General features: G+C 56.6%; 12 protein-coding genes. 5 read left to right on the top strand and 7 right to left on the bottom strand.

Annotation, left to right across the window (positions count from 1 at the left end):
* Window positions 1-293 (bottom strand): transposase (locus GA0061099_RS05005; RefSeq protein WP_208604907.1); only part of this gene is annotated, 293 nt, incomplete at its 3' end.
* A gap of 164 nt (window positions 294-457) precedes the next feature.
* On the opposite strand from GA0061099_RS05005, the gene trbG reads away from it, so the two are divergent.
* The 3 genes from trbG to GA0061099_RS04990 are packed head-to-tail and all read left to right on the top strand — an operon-like array spanning window position 458 to window position 2,809.
* Entirely contained in the window at window positions 458-1,366 is a 909-nt protein-coding gene (trbG, locus tag GA0061099_RS05000; RefSeq protein ID WP_244621003.1) for a P-type conjugative transfer protein TrbG, read from the top strand.
* Window positions 1,363-2,574: a TraB/TrbI/VirB10 family type IV secretion system protein gene (locus GA0061099_RS04995; RefSeq protein WP_036030465.1), complete on the top strand. Its 1,212-nt coding sequence runs from the start codon at window positions 1,363-1,365 to the stop codon at window positions 2,572-2,574. The genes trbG and GA0061099_RS04995 overlap by 4 nt, the downstream gene beginning before the upstream one ends.
* A 4-nt stretch (window positions 2,575-2,578) precedes the next feature.
* Window positions 2,579-2,809, top strand: a complete 231-nt coding sequence (locus tag GA0061099_RS04990) for a DUF2274 domain-containing protein (protein ID WP_036030461.1) — start codon at window positions 2,579-2,581, stop codon at window positions 2,807-2,809.
* Window positions 2,810-2,997: 188 nt separating this feature from the next.
* Here the strand turns inward: GA0061099_RS04990 and GA0061099_RS04985 are convergent, their stop codons facing one another.
* The 6 genes from GA0061099_RS04985 to GA0061099_RS42025 form a co-directional block, all read right to left on the bottom strand.
* Window positions 2,998-3,903 (bottom strand): TauD/TfdA dioxygenase family protein, encoded by a 906-nt coding sequence (locus GA0061099_RS04985; protein WP_141697561.1) that lies wholly within the window; start codon window positions 3,901-3,903, stop codon window positions 2,998-3,000.
* Between the two features lie 618 nt (window positions 3,904-4,521).
* Window positions 4,522-4,761: an FMN-binding negative transcriptional regulator gene (locus GA0061099_RS43080; protein ID WP_074447560.1), complete on the bottom strand. Its 240-nt coding sequence runs from the start codon at window positions 4,759-4,761 to the stop codon at window positions 4,522-4,524.
* 542 nt (window positions 4,762-5,303) lie between these two features.
* Window positions 5,304-5,690 (bottom strand): hypothetical protein, encoded by a 387-nt coding sequence (locus GA0061099_RS04975; protein WP_050996200.1) that lies wholly within the window; start codon window positions 5,688-5,690, stop codon window positions 5,304-5,306.
* Window positions 5,691-6,867: 1,177 nt separating this feature from the next.
* Complete coding sequence (locus GA0061099_RS42715; protein WP_271542118.1) at window positions 6,868-6,999, bottom strand: hypothetical protein; 132 nt, start codon at window positions 6,997-6,999, stop codon at window positions 6,868-6,870.
* 743 nt (window positions 7,000-7,742) lie between these two features.
* Window positions 7,743-8,396: a hypothetical protein gene (locus GA0061099_RS42030; RefSeq protein WP_225112043.1), complete on the bottom strand. Its 654-nt coding sequence runs from the start codon at window positions 8,394-8,396 to the stop codon at window positions 7,743-7,745.
* Window positions 8,368-9,381: a recombinase family protein gene (locus GA0061099_RS42025; protein WP_063822489.1), complete on the bottom strand. Its 1,014-nt coding sequence runs from the start codon at window positions 9,379-9,381 to the stop codon at window positions 8,368-8,370. The genes GA0061099_RS42030 and GA0061099_RS42025 overlap by 29 nt, the downstream gene beginning before the upstream one ends.
* A gap of 2,307 nt (window positions 9,382-11,688) precedes the next feature.
* On the opposite strand from GA0061099_RS42025, the gene GA0061099_RS04955 reads away from it, so the two are divergent.
* Together GA0061099_RS04955 and GA0061099_RS04950 are read left to right on the top strand one after the other, a co-directional pair.
* Window positions 11,689-14,007 (top strand): AAA family ATPase, encoded by a 2,319-nt coding sequence (locus GA0061099_RS04955; RefSeq protein WP_036030447.1) that lies wholly within the window; start codon window positions 11,689-11,691, stop codon window positions 14,005-14,007.
* A complete protein-coding gene (locus GA0061099_RS04950; protein WP_036030444.1) occupies window positions 14,004-15,899 on the top strand; it encodes a UvrD-helicase domain-containing protein in 1,896 nt (631 codons plus the stop codon). The genes GA0061099_RS04955 and GA0061099_RS04950 overlap by 4 nt, the downstream gene beginning before the upstream one ends.
* The last annotated feature ends 140 nt before the right edge of the window (window positions 15,900-16,039 follow it).

Genomic DNA, 16,039 nt, shown 5'->3' with positions numbered 1-16,039 from the left:
CTCCGGTAGCGCTCGATAATCGCCGTCTCGAAGGTTTGCCGCCGTAGCTTCGGAACCTTCAGATTGACGTCGCCCGCCTTGGTCTGCAGCGTTCGCTCGTAGCTGCCTGCCCGCGTGTCCTGCCGCGCCGGGCTGCGCTCATACCGCCCAGCACCGCACAGCTGGTCCGCTTCGGCCTCCAGCATCGCGTTCAGTGTCTCTTCCACTGTCCCGCGGACCATCTCGCCCAGGTGATCTCGAATCCGGGCCTCATCAATTTGGATCACCTGACCCATGGCATTCCCATCGTTCATTCAAAGCTCCTTCATTCTAGAAGAAGCCGTCAATCCTGAAAGTGCGAAAGACTCTGTACGTTATCCATTCGCATCCAGGTGCGCAAAGCGGGCTCAATTCGACTCGGCCCAAGTTCGTGTTCGCGAAGCGAGCAAGTGTGCACGCTGTCCTGCTTTGTTCGTCTATGCTTGGTGGATGCGCGACCTACATTCCGCCGGAGATCAGCTATGACGCTGAAGTTCCTCCGTTGCTGGCATCACCGGTGGCTCTCGACGACAAACCGAGACCGCTTCACGTTCCACCCCTCTGGAAGCCAGCTTTCGGCGGTAAGTCAGGAGGGATGGAAAACGTAGAGCCGGTGAGCCGGGTGGAGATGGCAAACAGTGCGGCCCGTGTTGAACCGCGCAAGCGGGGGTATTTCAACGCGGCGCAAATCTACGCCTACAGTCCCGGGGCGCTCTATCAAATTTACGCCGCACCGGGGCAGATCACGGATATCGCGCTCGAGGAGGGAGAACAGTTGACGGGATCAGGGCCGATCGCGGCCGGAGATACCGTACGCTGGGTCGTGGGCGATACCGAGAGCGGGAGCGGCGACACACGGCGCGTCCATATCCTGGTCAAGCCGACCCGAGCTTCGATCGAGACCAACCTCGTCGTCAATACCGATCGGCGGACGTACCTGATCGAACTACGCTCCCGCGATCGGCCATACATGCCGTCTGTTGCCTGGTACTATCCGGAAACCGTACGCGAACGATCGCGTTCGGTCGCTCTGAAGCCCGTTCTTCCGGAACCGGCGCAGCGCATTTCACGCTATGCCATCGAAGGGGACAGTCCTCCCTGGCGGCCGCTCGCCGCATATGACGATGGCCGCAAGGTCTACGTCGAGTTCCCGCAAGGCATCGCGCAGGGCGAGATGCCTCCCCTCTTCGTCATCGGTCCAGACGGCAAGACCGAACTCGTCAACTATCGCTCCTACGGCAACGTGTTGATCGTCGATCGGCTGTTTGCGGCCGCCGAACTGCGGCTTGGCGGTGAACACCAGCAGAAGGTTAGGATTGTCAGGACTGACGGGAGGCCGTCGTCATGAATACCCGGAATGAAGCCGATCACCAGCAAGCTGCTCCGCCGGCTACACCGGAGGAACAGTCCAGGAGCTTCCGCTTGAGAGCAGAGCATCCGCGCGTGACGCGGTTGTCGCGGAAGCTCTTGGCCGGCGGGAGCGCGGTCGCCCTGCTTGTCATCGGTGGGGCTGTGCTGTGGTCGCTGCAGCATAATCGCTCCCGTAATCAGGCGGCGGAGGAGATTTATAGCACAGACCACCACAATGTTGCCGACGGTATTACGACCCTGCCGAAGGATTATGCTGGCGTTCCGCGCCAGCCAATCCCGCAGCTTGGTCCGCCGCTCCCCGGGGACCTCGGTCGACCGATCCTTGCCGCTCAAGGCCAGTCGCCGGCGATTGGCGCTTATCCGGACCAGCAGCGCCGGGATCAAGAGACCGAGGCAGCCCGCATCAGTCATCTATTCGCTTCGACGAACGGACGTGAAGTACGTCCGCCCACCGCGCCGCTTGTTGGAAGCGATCGCGTCGTGCCATCGAATCCAACGGTGACCGGGGATGACGCATCTGCACAAAGCGGTCAGGACCGAAAGCTTGCCTTCGTAAACGCCTCCGTGGACCGTCGTACGGTCAGCCCTGACCGCGTCACCAGGCCCGCCGCACCATATATCGTGCAGGCCGGGACGGTGATTCCGGGAGCACTGATCACAGGGATTAGATCAGATCTTCCAGGCCAAATCACCGCGCAGGTGACGGAAAACGTATACGATACGCCCACCGGTCGATTCTTGTTAGTACCGCAGGGCGCGCGCCTGATCGGGGTATACGATAGCCAGGTCACTTTCGGCCAGTCCCGCGTCCTGCTCGTCTGGACACGGCTGATCATGCCGAATGGACGGTCGATCGTTCTTGAGCGGCAGCCTGGCGCTGACACTGCCGGATACGCAGGTCTCGAAGATCAGGTCGACAATCATTGGGGCGAGTTGTTCAAGGCTGCGGCACTATCGACCTTTCTGGCGATCGGGACCGAATTGGGCGCCGGCTCGGACACCAATAGCAACGACAGTGCAATCATCCAGGCATTGCGACACGGCGCGTCGGACTCACTAAACCAGACCGGGCAGCAGGTGGTTCGCCGCAGTCTCAGCGTCCAGCCCACTCTAACCGTGCGACCTGGCGTCCCGGTTCGTGTTCTTGTCAATCGTGACCTCATACTTACACCCTATAGAGGGTAACAAAATGCCAAAACTAAAAATAGGAGAGCTTCCAGACGACAAGCCGGTCAAAGTAAGTGCGGAGCTGCCTGCGGCGGTACATCGTGATCTCATTGCATATGCAGAAGCCCTTACGCGTCAGGGTGGTCAAGTGGTCGATCCGACTAAACTCATCGCCCCTATGTTGGCGCGCTTTATGGCCACTGATCGAGGATTTTCTAAGCTGAAACGTGAAGCCGCTGGCGAAGGACAGTGATGCTCAAGTTTCCTTGAAGCCGTCGGTCGACGCTAAATAGTTTGCGTGCATCAAGCTAGCCGCTGCCGCGTTGGCGTTAAGAGCTGAGATATCGCGTTGGAAAATGTGTTTTCGCGTTTGCCTTAAAGAAGTCCGATTGCCAGGTTTTCTCGATTTCAGACGCGAGAGCGCTGCGCGTCGTCGTGCAGTCATTCGGTCACCTTCAGGCGCGTTACACTGCTCCGGCCATCGACGCTGACAGGCACCTCACCCTCGATCGTGGCCCGACGTACGACGCGATGCTGGCCCCCGTAATCGTTGACCGCGTAATGCTGCGTTGAGCGGTTATCCCATATCGCAATATCCCCCTCTAACCAGCTCCAGCGCACAGTGTTTTCGGGCGCGGTAATGTGAGACTGAAATAGGTCGAACAGCTTTTGTCCGTCGTATTTGGGGACATCAACAAACTGCTTCACCAAGGCGCCGAGCACTAGCGTCCGCTCGCCTGTTTCGGGGTGGACGCGTACGACGGGATGCTCCGTCTCAAAGACCTCTTTGGTGAACACCTCGTCAAAGTGCTTCTTGTCGACCTCGCGGAGACGCGCGATCCCGGCGTAATCGAAAACGTTGCTGTGAACGGCCCATAGGCCCTCGGCGAGCCGTTGTAGTGGCGGCGGCAAACCAAGATAAGCGGCAGCTGTGTTAGACCACACGGTGTCGCCTCCGAACGTTGGCATTACCACGGCCCGCAGGACCAAAATCTTGGGATAGGCGTCGGAGAAGGTCCCATCCGCATGCCAAACGTCGGCGCGGCCGCCGCCGCGAGTGGAGTCCAGTTCGAGGAGCGACGCCCCCTTGGTAGCGCCGAGTATCGGATGTGGCACTAGCTTTCCCAGACGAGCGGAAAAGCGCTCCTGCTCGGCGTCATTGAGATGTCCTTGATTGCGGAAGAAGATCACCTTGTGCTCTAGCAATAAGCTGTTGATCGCAGCTATCGCGTGATCCGGTAGATCGCCTGATAGCTTGATATTTTTGACTTCGGCACCGATGCGCGCTGCACGTTTCACAATATCGGCGCTCGGAATGACGCCACCGATCAAAGTCATTGCGCTGATCTCGCTTTTCCAGGCCCTGGCAGGTCTCCCGCACCCCCTTGGAGCGAATGATCTTCAGCAAGCATCGTGCCAATCGAAAGACCAACATGTCCTCGACAATAGGCACTGAACGAATTCGTTTCAGGCAGTGACCATGCAGGGCGGCGCTGGGCAAGCCACAACGCCGAATGGGCTTTTCGAGAGTTCGCGTACTATGCCCGCTGTACGCGACCTGACACGGGATTTGGGCCTCTGTCGGAAAACCGACAACTCTCCACATAGTGTATTAAGCTCAAGCCGACTGTTCCATTGGCAAATTCGTGAGTTAATTGACGGCCCGAGTTAATCTCTCTAATGTCGCTGGAGAGCTGTGAGAGTTGCAGATGTAAGATCATTCTCTCGAGCGGCGTTCTTGGCGGCGGTCATGCACATTATCGTCTCGTCCTGAAGTAGGATAAAAGCTGCAATATACGGGTCCTGTGCCAGTTTGATCGCCGCTTAGGCCGGTGGCGAAACCAATGCGATCAGGCGCGGGCGGTGGTTCATGTCCGATCATGGTGATCGGGATGAAATCCGCGGGAGCATCGCTGACCGCCCACGGCGTCGCACGTCACGTCTCATGGAGATTCGTCAATCGCGTCACGATCTGAAGCAGGCGATTGAGATACTCGAAGAATTCAATCGCTCATGGGCGTGGACCGCGATGTAATTCCATGTCGGCAGCATATGTTCGGCTTGTGGATTGCTGGGAGACCAGGATGGCGTCTCGCAAGCCTCTGCGCCAGTAAAGATCGGCAGAGCGGTCCGACTGATGCGCGATTGCGGATTGCTAAGTGCACTTCGCCGGCGGCCTGCCCAGCGTCTTTGTCTACTGGACAACAGACTGAGCCGCCGCCATGGTGCAGAACGTCACAGCACCGGCGGTAGGGGCTGGTCCAAAGCGGCTCCTGTGGTCGTTGTTCCGCAAGGTCCGGAAGTATCCCAATTTCCAGGAAACGGATGCTTTCTCGGGTACTTAAGCGCTGTTAGCGGAACAACCGTGCAGCTCGTGAGGCTATGGGCACGGCCCCCTTGGCACATTGGTGCCTTACTTGGGCATTTCTCTTGATCTTCTTCAAGGGATGCCCCTTCTGCAGCAGTGGAGCAGGCGCGCCTGGCGCGCAGCGCTGGCAAAGGCGTCGTGGTCGACGATTCTGAGACGGATCAGCTTCGGGCAAGGCCACGAAACTGAGATCGCATCCATCTTCCAGGGATCCGGCGAGTACCATGGTTCAAGAGCCGCCCCTCCTCATTGCCTCGATACTGGCTCGGGCGAGCCCCCAATCGTCAGACCTCAGAAGGGCAACTTCCACACGAAATAGAGAAGCGCAGCGATTGCCACCCAGAAAAGTATGCCGCGGAAGATGAAAGCGAGCGCCATTTTAATCGCCATCTTGCCCGAGCCGCTGCACCATGGCGATTCCATCGATGGCGTCTGCCAGCCCTTCCAAGAAAGTCCGATACCACGCGTCATCGTCGGGAAGGTCCCACTCTTGTAGGCTGCCGACGTAACGCGTCAGAGCAATCACGCCCGCGATCGTGGTTGGGGTTGAACGAATGAGCACGTTCCCATGCTCCGCGAGAGCATGGTTCCTTTGACAGCTGATTTCGTCGGCGGCATCAAACTCGGGTCCCGAATCGAGCTTCGCCGATACGGACAGGGCCGCATCGTAATGCGCCGACAGCTCGCGATGACGCTCGATTATTACGAAGATTAGATCCCGATCGGCTGCAGCAGTCGACTGGGGGGAAATTTCCTGCGATGACAATGTTGGCCCCAAGCAAGTAGCAGGGCTACGTTAGCATGGTGGTCATGATGATAATCAGCGTAGAGGGTCCTTGATCTGCGGTATTTCTGCTCGATCGGCTTGGCATTCAGGCGAGGTCAACGGCTCCATTTTGAGTTCGAGATGTTTCGCGGAGGAGGGCGCGCGCCTTACTCGCGGGAAAACGGCCCGCGCTAGCTGTTCCCGGCGTAAAGCTGCACATTTTGCCGATGTCAGAGGTTGTTACCTCGCACCGGCTGCGCTTGGATACGCTTCCACATCGAAGGGGCGGGCGCAAAATGAAGTTGATTGCACTAGTTGCCGTTCTGTTGCTGCTCGGCGTTATCGGACAAGCAAACGCACGCGGAGGACATGGAGGGCGCGTCAGCTACGGAGGCGGACATCACACTACCAGTCATGGCGGCAGCTATTTGAGCGGATCTGGCTCATCACACCGTGGCGGGACTAATGTCAATTCAAGAACTGGCAACCGTTACGGCACTCATCGATAAGGAACGGCATATGCTTCCGAGATCAAGCCAATCGATTGTCAGTTTCGGCCATGCGATGTCCCAGCCACCGCGATCCGGATTCGCCACGCGTCCGATCGTCGCCAAGGCGGAGAAATATCCATCGGGCAGCTCGATCGTCCGCCACCGCCGTTGACGATGTTCTGACAGTCCAGGATTTTAACAACCGCGGTCGGCATCTTCTGGGGAGATAACCGGAAAGCGGCGCTTCTTGAAAAAAGGTGGCGCTCCGCGCCGGCCGGCAACAGATGCGCTCGTTCTACCGTTGACCGTCGCATCTGCTCCCGCTGACCGCTGGCAAACCTTGCACAGACCATCCGCAGACCCGTCGCTGGCGCCTATAAAGTTTCCCTCGGCCGTGTTGCAGTCTTCGCGCGGACGTTCTGACCCCGGTCGGTTCTGTCCGGCATCGCCTCGACGGAAACTTCGCCGTATCCCGCGTCGTGCAGGAATTGTTTGATCAAGAGCGCGTTGCGCAGCGTCATGCCGGCACGTCGAGTGCGGTATGACCGCCTAGACGAGGTAAGTACCAGCCGCTCTGCATGAAACCGCCAGCAAGCAGATGCGCCCGGGTCGCTAACTCCGAGCGCCTTGGGCGGCCTGAAAGCACCATTCTACGTCTTTCTTAGTTCGAGGCGGGCACCAACACATCATCCCGCTGTGATGGAGCGCGCCCGAAGTTCAATACGCAATGGGACGTCATCCAAATTGGAACCGGCGTGGTGGTGCATGCCTGAGCTCAGATAGACGAGCCGTCCCGGTCCTTCGATCAATGCCGTCATCACCTCTCTCCTTCAGACTGTTGACGCCCTTGAGCCGCATCCGCATGTTGCGAAACGTTCCATTCGTCGGCTGACAGCTGCGACCGACTTTTTGAAACAAGAGCAGACATACGGTCAGGTGCGGCATCTATGGCTTTTCAATCCCATTTGCGAGTTCGAGGAATTGGCATCGGCAAGATTCCGCGGCGAACCCATTTGTTAAACGCCGAAAGCGACTCGCAGCCAGCGTAAGCCGCAGCTCACTATTTCGAGATGCCACGCGGCTCGGTCACCCTGTGCTTCACCAGCGGCTTGACATACCTCGAGGGAGCGTCGCGTGACGGGCTGACAGTTTTGGCAGCACAAGCTGACCGACATCCGATTGTGCCCATTATTCGCGTGTTGGAAACAAGGACGTCCAATGATTTCCCAGGCGCGAGCAGATTGTAGCCCCCGCGGATGCTATCCACGCCCCGACGAAGACATACGCGTTGGCCAGCATGGCCACGTCCGCGCAGCGACAAGCTCGACGCTCAGCTCATCGGCCGCGGAGGTATAGCCATGCGGTACCTTCGAGACCAGACCAAAAGTCCCATTGGCCGCCCAGCACTCGCTTGTCGACAAGTAGTTTGGCAAAGATGCTCGGAGAAGCCAACGGTGAAGCATGCTCCAGCAAAACGCGGCAAGAGCGAAGGCGCTGGAAATCTGGACAAGCTTCCAAAATTATGAAGCACTGCTTTGCGGAGTGTTGTGCCTGCGTCTGATCAGTGCCGCGCGCGGGCGTTCTTGGTGTTGAGCTGCTTTGGTCTCGATCGCTTGTCGTGTGGTGCTGGCTCAGAACGGTCTCTCCGTTTTACTAGCTTGGCGATCGCTCGAACCAAAGCGTCAGGGGTTTCGAAGCGAGCGATTCCACGGCGAACGCGAGCCCTCTCAGTAAAGCTTGTAGTTCCTTTTACTTTCCCGTCGGTCGGCAGCAGTACGTAATCGAGCACTGACTCGTTATGCTCAGACAGCCTGATGGCAGCGATCCAGCCCTGAGGCAGGCGTGCCCTGCGCTTGATCGACCAATACAACGCTCGATTTTGGCTTCCGCAGCAGAGAGCTGATCGAATTGAGATGTTCACTGATCCACGCACGCGCAAGTAATCGGTCCTGTTGCTAGAGGTGATGCGACCACCAGCTTTCCTGATGGCCATGGCAACGTGCGAGCCGAGCTTGGCCTCTTGCTCCGCCCAGCGCGGGCGCGACTGAAGAAATGCATAGTTTCGCTTGGGAGTGTAGCCGATTAACCGATACACGTTCATCATGCTGCCGAAGTGTTTGTGATAGGTGGAAGCGCAGGGAAGGCCGACCGTGCTGTCTATGATAGCAGAGCTCAGGCGCCCTTCCTTAAGCAGCGGTTTTGCGTAGACGAGCAAGCATCTCCCCTTCAGTGAGATCGACACGCCGTTCCTCAATGATCTTGTTTGCTTTCAGGAAGACTTCGCGTTCGATGATCGGCTCGATACATCTCTCGCTGGTGATCCAGAGCTCGGGAGGATTGCAAATGCAGTTCTGCCGCAACTTGCGTGATCGGCGGTTGAAGGTTAGGTTTCCAATGTAGTTCTCGTTTCTAAGCACTTTGTTGACCGCTGCGCGCGTCCACCGAACTCCCGTGCTCGTGAGTATGGCCCGCCGGTTTAGCTCCCGGGCGATAATCTCTTCCGACTTTACCTGCAGAAAGCGCTCGAAGATCCACTTCACTACGGCTACTTCCTCGGGAATGCCGGGTCGCACTCGGACGTGATCAGTCATCAGGTACTTCTGGTCACCGTTCTTCAGCACGCCTCGCGACTTCTGACTCTGATCGACAAGTTTTCGCAAGAGAGCATAACCAGGACGACCTCCGAGCTTGAAGCCTAGTCGGGCGAACCGGCACTGCGCGGCGTGAACCTTTGCCGAAAGCTCACGACTGTACTCGGCTGCCATCACGCGCTTGAGGTTTTTGATGATGCTAGAGAGCATGCTGCCGTCATTGTCAAACTGCTCGGCACAATACACGATGTTGATGCCTGCCTGTTTGCATACGAATTCGTAATACGCGCTCTCATCGACGTTCTGAAAGCGGCCCCACCGGCTTACGTCGTAGACCAGAATATGACCGAAATCGGTCTCTCCTGTTTGGACATCCTTGATGAGCTGTACAAGGCCGGCCCTGTTTATGAGCAGGCCGCTCTCTCCTTCGTCACGATAGGTTCGTACAATGGTCAGGCTATGGGCGTGCGCGTATGCTGCAATCACAGCAGCCTGATTCTGAATCGAGTATTCCTGCCGTTGTGTCGACATGCGGACATATTGTGCCGCTCTCATGGCGAGATGCGATCGTACCGGATGAGCCTTATAGATCTCGAGCGCGTTGGTCATCGTTCTCGCTCCCGAAAGTTACACCGGAGCAAATCAGACATCTATACGACACTTGCAGCAAGGATTACATCAATTGAAGAAAATAGCCCTGCCGTCGCCGCCGAGGCCGCAGTTGGGCGACCAGCTCTCTTCGTAGTTCGCGTACCAAGGAGCTTGTTCAGGAGGCCTCTACAAGGCTCCGCGGCTGAGGGCGCGATGCGGGCAACAGTGAATCGATGCCGCGTATATTTAGCACATTAGAGGCGGTCTTATACTATGGCTGGACAAATCCTTCTCTGTCATCCGCAATAGATGGGAAGTGCGTGTCTCGATCGCCGCTCGGATAGGCTTGAAAATGCTGGAGCCAATGCCTGCTTCCTTTCAACTCTACTGGCAGATCGCAGGCTGCTCCTCTGATCAGCCTCGTCTATTCTGGATTACGCTTGCAAATAGACGCCTCACACGGCTGTTGCAGGTGCGAGTTCTCGTCTTATTCAGTCGCGCCAGCTCGGATCGAAGGGTAGATCATCGAGGGCGCGACGAAGTAAGCCAGCAGTTCGACACGCGCCTCGCTGCGGTGATACTGAGATTTAGGGCACGCCTCGACGACAAACGATGGCGTTGGTTTGGTAGCGGTGAGGAGGCGGAAACCAGACATTCCGCCGGGTCATCGCCATAGAGGCGGGCCGACCCATGACGGGATGGTCGTCAGGCAAACGACAGTTCTTTTCGGCAGAGCCTTCCGTATTGTAACGCGCTGAATTCGAGTGCCGGAACCTCGTTACGCCTTACGAGCAGCCTGCAGCCTCCTACTATGAGTGGTTGAATGGGAGAGACCCATTCGCACCGGAGCAGGTAGTCGATGCTTGGTGCGCCTACCAGGCAATGCAACTCGCGCTGATCCTATCCAGATACAAATTGCACGAATTAGCAAGCTCCGATCGTTCGATGAGCGAAGTGATGGCTTCATTTCGAGGCGGTCGTTTGCTGCGGCCGCAGAGGAAAAGCTAAGGGCTACATAACCGCCAACCACACCCTGATCGGGGTCGCGACAAACGGGATAAGTGTCGGGACCGCGGATTGCTAACGAACGGCGATGACGCAGGACGGAGGCGGAACTACAGCTGTCACGAATACTACGCGACTGGCACCCTATACGCCGGATCACTTGATCGTAGCGGCTGACCAGAGCGCAAGCGGATCGCCGTAGTTGTCGATACCAACCAGCCTGGCGTCAGGATCCAGGCGATTGGGATGGCTCCGGCCAGAGACTTACGGCGAGCGGTACAGTTCATTTCGGGATGTAGCGGTTCCCGAGGACCGCATTCTTGGTCCTGGATATGTAACGGAAGGCCGGGTCTTTGGAGCGGCCTATGTTCAGCTGGTCCTGCTTGATCCTCGCCGGAATTGCGCGGCGCGCGGGTAGCGACACGAGGGAGTTGATTAGGGCGCGAACCCGTACCTTTACTCACGTGGTTGCCGACCGGCCGCGGAACGATCCGTTGGTGCAACATTTTATCGGCAGGCTTTTCGCCGCGGCCCTTGGTGCGCGAGCAGCACTCTCGCCCATTCTGCGCTGAATCGCTGCTTGGGCCGTTCGTAAGACTGCGCTAAGTGCCGGGCGTGCTTGCATGTTGGACGGCAATTGCCGATCCCTTCATGCATTCGATGTCTCCGATCCTTTCGGCAAAGCAAGTGATCTCAGATGCCGGCGCATGCGATGAGAATGTTCCAGTCAGCCGCGGAGGCGCAGTATTTAGTGCAGGGTGGCAATGCTGATGCCGCCGAACTTGCGTGGTGATTGAATGGGCTTCTGAGCGGCGGAAATGATAAGCTCGCACCAACACAGCAAAAAACTATGCGTTCGCCGCGAAACAAAGGAAGCTGATTATCTCGGCGCCAGTTAAGATGGCGGCAGCTTTTCCGATCGGAGGTCATGCGCCATTGCCAATTGCCCTTCACAAGAGAGTAAGCGTGGGGCCGGGCCCCAATAGGTTTCATGCGCTGGATTGGATGAAAAATCGTAGGTTTGGTCGGTGTGGGGAAAGGTGGTAGCGCTCCCCCGCTACCATTCCAGCGCAAAACGTGATTTCCCAGACTTGGCCGATCAATGTTCCGGCGCGAGGGATGTCTAGTTAGATACATCCGGGAGCACGATCAATCAATCGCACCCCCCACTGCAGACCAGGGCACCCTACGCGCAAAGTCCTCCGAGTAGAGCTTCAATACACGCCTTCGATGCTGAGACGCGGGCTGCTTGCCGGTATCTACTAACGGTTGTGCGAGGGAGTAGACTAGCTATGATGAAGATTTGCCGGGGGGCACATCTTGCATATCAAGTTTGTAGAAATCGCCAATTTCAGAAAGCTATTGTCCACTCGCGTTGATCTGTCGGACACGACAACGCTCTTCGTCGGCGCAAACAACAGCGGCAAGTCCTCCGCAATGCTAGCGTTGCGGCGGTTTCTCGTTCCCCAACGTTGCCCCTTCGAGCTTCACGATCTTACGCTCTGCCATTGGCCCTCGATTGATGCCATCGGACAAAGCTGGATCAACGCCAACCAGACGAATGAAATCATTAGCCTGGATATCACGCCGTGGGAGTCCCTGCTGCCCACCTTAGACCTATGGCTCGACGTGGCCCCCGGTGAAATGCATCGGGTTCGCGACATGATTCCGACCCTCGATTGGGAGGGCGGAGCACTCGGCGTCCGCTTACGCTATGAGCCGGATGACCTTACGGCTCTATACAAGGACTTCCTTGCGGCCGTAGCCGAAGCTGACAACCTAAGGGAAACTGCGTCAGCGCAACAGGCCGCAGTGCGATCGGAGGGCAATGTCGATCCGGCTCCGCCGCCAAAGCTTACCCTCTGGCCATCGACCTTGATCGACTATCTGAGCCGTCGCCTCACTCGGCATTTCAAGCTTCGGGCTTACACCTTGGATCCATCGCAGCTCAAGTCGCCAGTTAAATCTCAAGCTCAACTCCAACCGCTGACGGCCTCATCCTTACCCATAGATGGTGATCCCCTGAAAGGACTAATCCGCGTTCACGATATTCCGGCTCAGCGCGGCTTCGGCGAGGAGACCGCAAAGGACGATGATGACGGGGCTTCGTCTGGTCCGGCGGGAAGCCGCCTATCGGATCAGCTTCGCAGCTATTACTCAAAGCATCTTGATCCAGGCAAAGGCCCAGACGCTAAAGACCTCGGTGCCCTGCAAGCGATCGAGGCGGCACAAGACGCATTTGATCAACGTTTGACCGAGAGCTTCGCTGAAGCGTTCCGGGAAGTTGAGGGCATGGGTTATCCGGGTGTCAGCGATCCACGTCCGAAAGTTTCGACCCGCTTGAAAGCGATCGACGGACTAAATCACCCGGCAGCCGTCACGTTCACGGTCGATGTCACCAGTGTCGAGGGAGAGGTCACGCCACTGCTGCGCCTTCCAGAGAACAACAACGGTCTGGGTTACCAGAACCTCATCTCGATGATCTTTCGGCTCATGAGCTTTCGCGATGCCTGGATGCGCGTGGGTAAGGCATCGAAAACGATCCAGGTCGTCGAAATTGAGCCACTTCACCTTGTCCTCATTGAAGAGCCTGAAGCCCATCTCCATGCTCAAGTGCAACAGGTGTTTGTAAAAAAGGCTTATGATGTCCTTCGCCAACATGATGAGCTAAAAAGAGGGCAGACTTTTCGAACGCAGTTGATCGTCAGCACACATTCGAGCCACGTCGCTCACGAAATCCCGTTTGCCAATCTCCGCTATTTCAGGCGCCTTCCTGCGGGTATGGCAGCGCGAATACCGGTTTCGATGGTAATCAACTTGCAAGAGGTTTTTGGGGCGAAGAACGAGACCCAGCGCTTTGTTACGCGTTATCTTCGCGCGCACCACGCCGATTTGTTTTTCGCTGATGCAGCCATTCTCGTCGAAGGACCAGCCGAACGTATGCTGTTGCCGAATCTCATCCGCAACAATTATGAGCGGTTGAATCAGAGCTACGTAACGCTGTTGGAGATCGGCGGCAGTCATGCCCACCGTCTAAAGCCGCTGATCGACTGTCTTGGTTTGTTAACACTCATCATTACTGATTTGGACTCGGTGGATGCCACTGGAAGTTCGGTGCAACCGCAAAAGGGGGCCGACCAAACGACGAACAATGACACATTGAAGACATGGGTGCCAAAGCTTCCGAATGTCGACGCGCTAATGGATGCCGATGAGAAGGCCAAGATATCGGAGAATTCCGACGATCAGCTTTTTGCCGTTCGCGCGGCCTATCAAACTCCCGTGCAAGTGCAGCTTTTCGGCGCGTTGAAGACCGAGACCGCGCAGCCGTACACTTTTGAGGATGCGCTCGCCCTCGAAAATATCGAGTTCTTCGCAAAGCTGGAAGGCGGCGGGCTTGTCCGAAAATTCCGAGAAGCGATTCTTAAGCGCGGCGATACCAGAACCGTCGGTAAAGATATGTTCGATGCCCTTCGGAACGGCAAAAAGGCGGAATTCGCACTCGAAGTAATCGATGCCAAAGACTTCGATAAGATTAAGGTGCCGTCCTACATCGCAGAAGGGCTCGAGTGGCTTCAATCGCGGCTTGAAAAGAAACAGGTCGACATCCTTCCGGAAAACGAGGGTGCGAAGGCATGACTGACGCGATCGACGACGACAAGATAGACGCGGAGGCTGACGCGACTATTCGGGCTTGCCTCAATCTATCAGCGCCCAAAAGCTTTTTGCTCTACGCGGGCGCCGGATCAGGAAAGACGCGCTCCCTGGTCGAAGCAATTCGGCACGCCTGTCGACATCAAGGTAATGCGCTTTCTAAGACGGGCCAGAAGATTGGCGTGATCACCTACACGAACGCCGCCTGCGACGAAATCAAACAAAGGCTTGAGTTTGATCCGAGAGTGGAAGTTTCCACAATCCACGCATTCGCCTGGTTTCTGATAAGTGGTTACGACAACGATATCCGTAAGTGGGTTGCAGGCAACTTGACGGAAGACATTTCTGAACTCGAGCAGCAACAGTTGAAGGGAAGGGCTAGCACGAAAGCGGCGTCAGATAGAGCTCGTTCGATCGAGAACAAACGGCGGCGCCTATCAAATCTCAATGGTATCAAGCGCTTTATTTACAGTCCAACAGGCGACAATCGGACCCGGGATTCCCTCAATCATGCCGAGGTAATCGCCATGACGTCGGAGTTTCTGACTATGAAGCCCGGCTTACGTCAATTGGTGACTACACGTTTTCCGATCCTACTCATAGATGAGAGTCAGGACACGGCTCGGCCATTCATGGAGGCTATCCTCAACGTTCAGTCCGGGTACGTGGACACGTTTTGCCTCGGTCTCTTTGGCGACACGATGCAGCGGATCTATGCGGACGGCAAAGAACGGCTGGCGGAAGCAATCCCTGCTGGATGGGCCCGTCCACGAAAGGTTATGAACCATCGCTGTCCCGTCAGGATTGTAACTCTAATAAACAAGATTCGCGAAGACGATGACGGACAGGAGCAGCGTCCGCGGAGCGACGCGAAGACGGGGGTAATCCGACTATTTCTAGCGCCCGAGACTGTTACCGATCCCTCCAAGCTCGAAGCAGACGTCGCGAAGCGGATGGCAATTATAACTGGCGACGACAATTGGGGCGCTGGGAACGACAAGATAAAAACGCTTGCCCTAGAGCATATGATGTCAGCCCGGCGTTTCGGGTTTGAGGCTTTTTTTGCACCCTTGTACGGTTTTGATCGTATGCGGACCAGCCTCCTTGAAGGCACTGGGGGCGGCATAGGGTTCTTCATCCGCGAACTGCTGCCTCTAACAAAAGCGCTGGCCGCAAATGACCGCTTCGCTATTGCGGCTTCGATTCGGAGAACTTCACCAATCCTCGATCGCGATCGGCTTCAAGCCGCGGGGCAGGATCAGCGCAAGTTGCTCGACCAGGCTAAGACTGCTTGTGATGGCTTGCGAACGTTGCTGTTCAATGGGTCTTCACCGTCTTTGCGGTCAGTTCTGAAGTATGTCGCCGAGACTGATCTTTTTTCGATCCCGGACGTTTTGCTCCCATTCTCTACCTCTGACCATGAGATGAGCGACATGCGGTCCGCCGATGACGAGGAAGGAGAGGATGCAAAAACAGAGACGGGTGCATGGCGTCTCGCTCTTGAGGCACCTTTTGACCAAGTTGAAAAATACGATCACTATGTGCGAGGCATCTCGCAATTTGACACACATCAGGGAGTAAAAGGACTTGAATTTCCACGTGTGATGGTGGTCATCAGTGACGAAGAAGCTCGTGGATTCATGTTCAGTTACGGCAAGCTTATGGGAATCAAGCCAAAGACGAAGGGCGACTTGGAAAACGAGGCCGCTGGGAGAGAAACGTCGATCGATCGTACGCGCCGTTTGTTTTACGTTACATGCAGCCGCGCTAAGGAAAGCCTTGCCATCGTATATTACTCCGACAACGCGAAGAGTGCCCGCGATCATTTGATCGCTCGTGGATGGTTTTCCGACGACGAAATTGAACTCGTCTCATAACCTCTTCCTGAGATGAGTGGGTCTTTCTGTTTCGCGCCCCGTCAACCCCTCCCCACAAAAATATTCCACTTTACCGAAGTTCGGAAATATCGTACACCTCGCCCATCCCGGCTCATCCTTGAGGGGCGATCGCGTCGTCG

The sequence above is a fragment of the Bradyrhizobium yuanmingense genome (assembly GCF_900094575.1).
In the GTDB taxonomy this organism is placed as follows: Bacteria; Pseudomonadota; Alphaproteobacteria; order Rhizobiales; family Xanthobacteraceae; genus Bradyrhizobium; species Bradyrhizobium yuanmingense.
The sequence above is the reverse complement of the archived record's forward strand: the minus strand, read 5'-3'. Positions and strand labels throughout refer to the sequence as shown.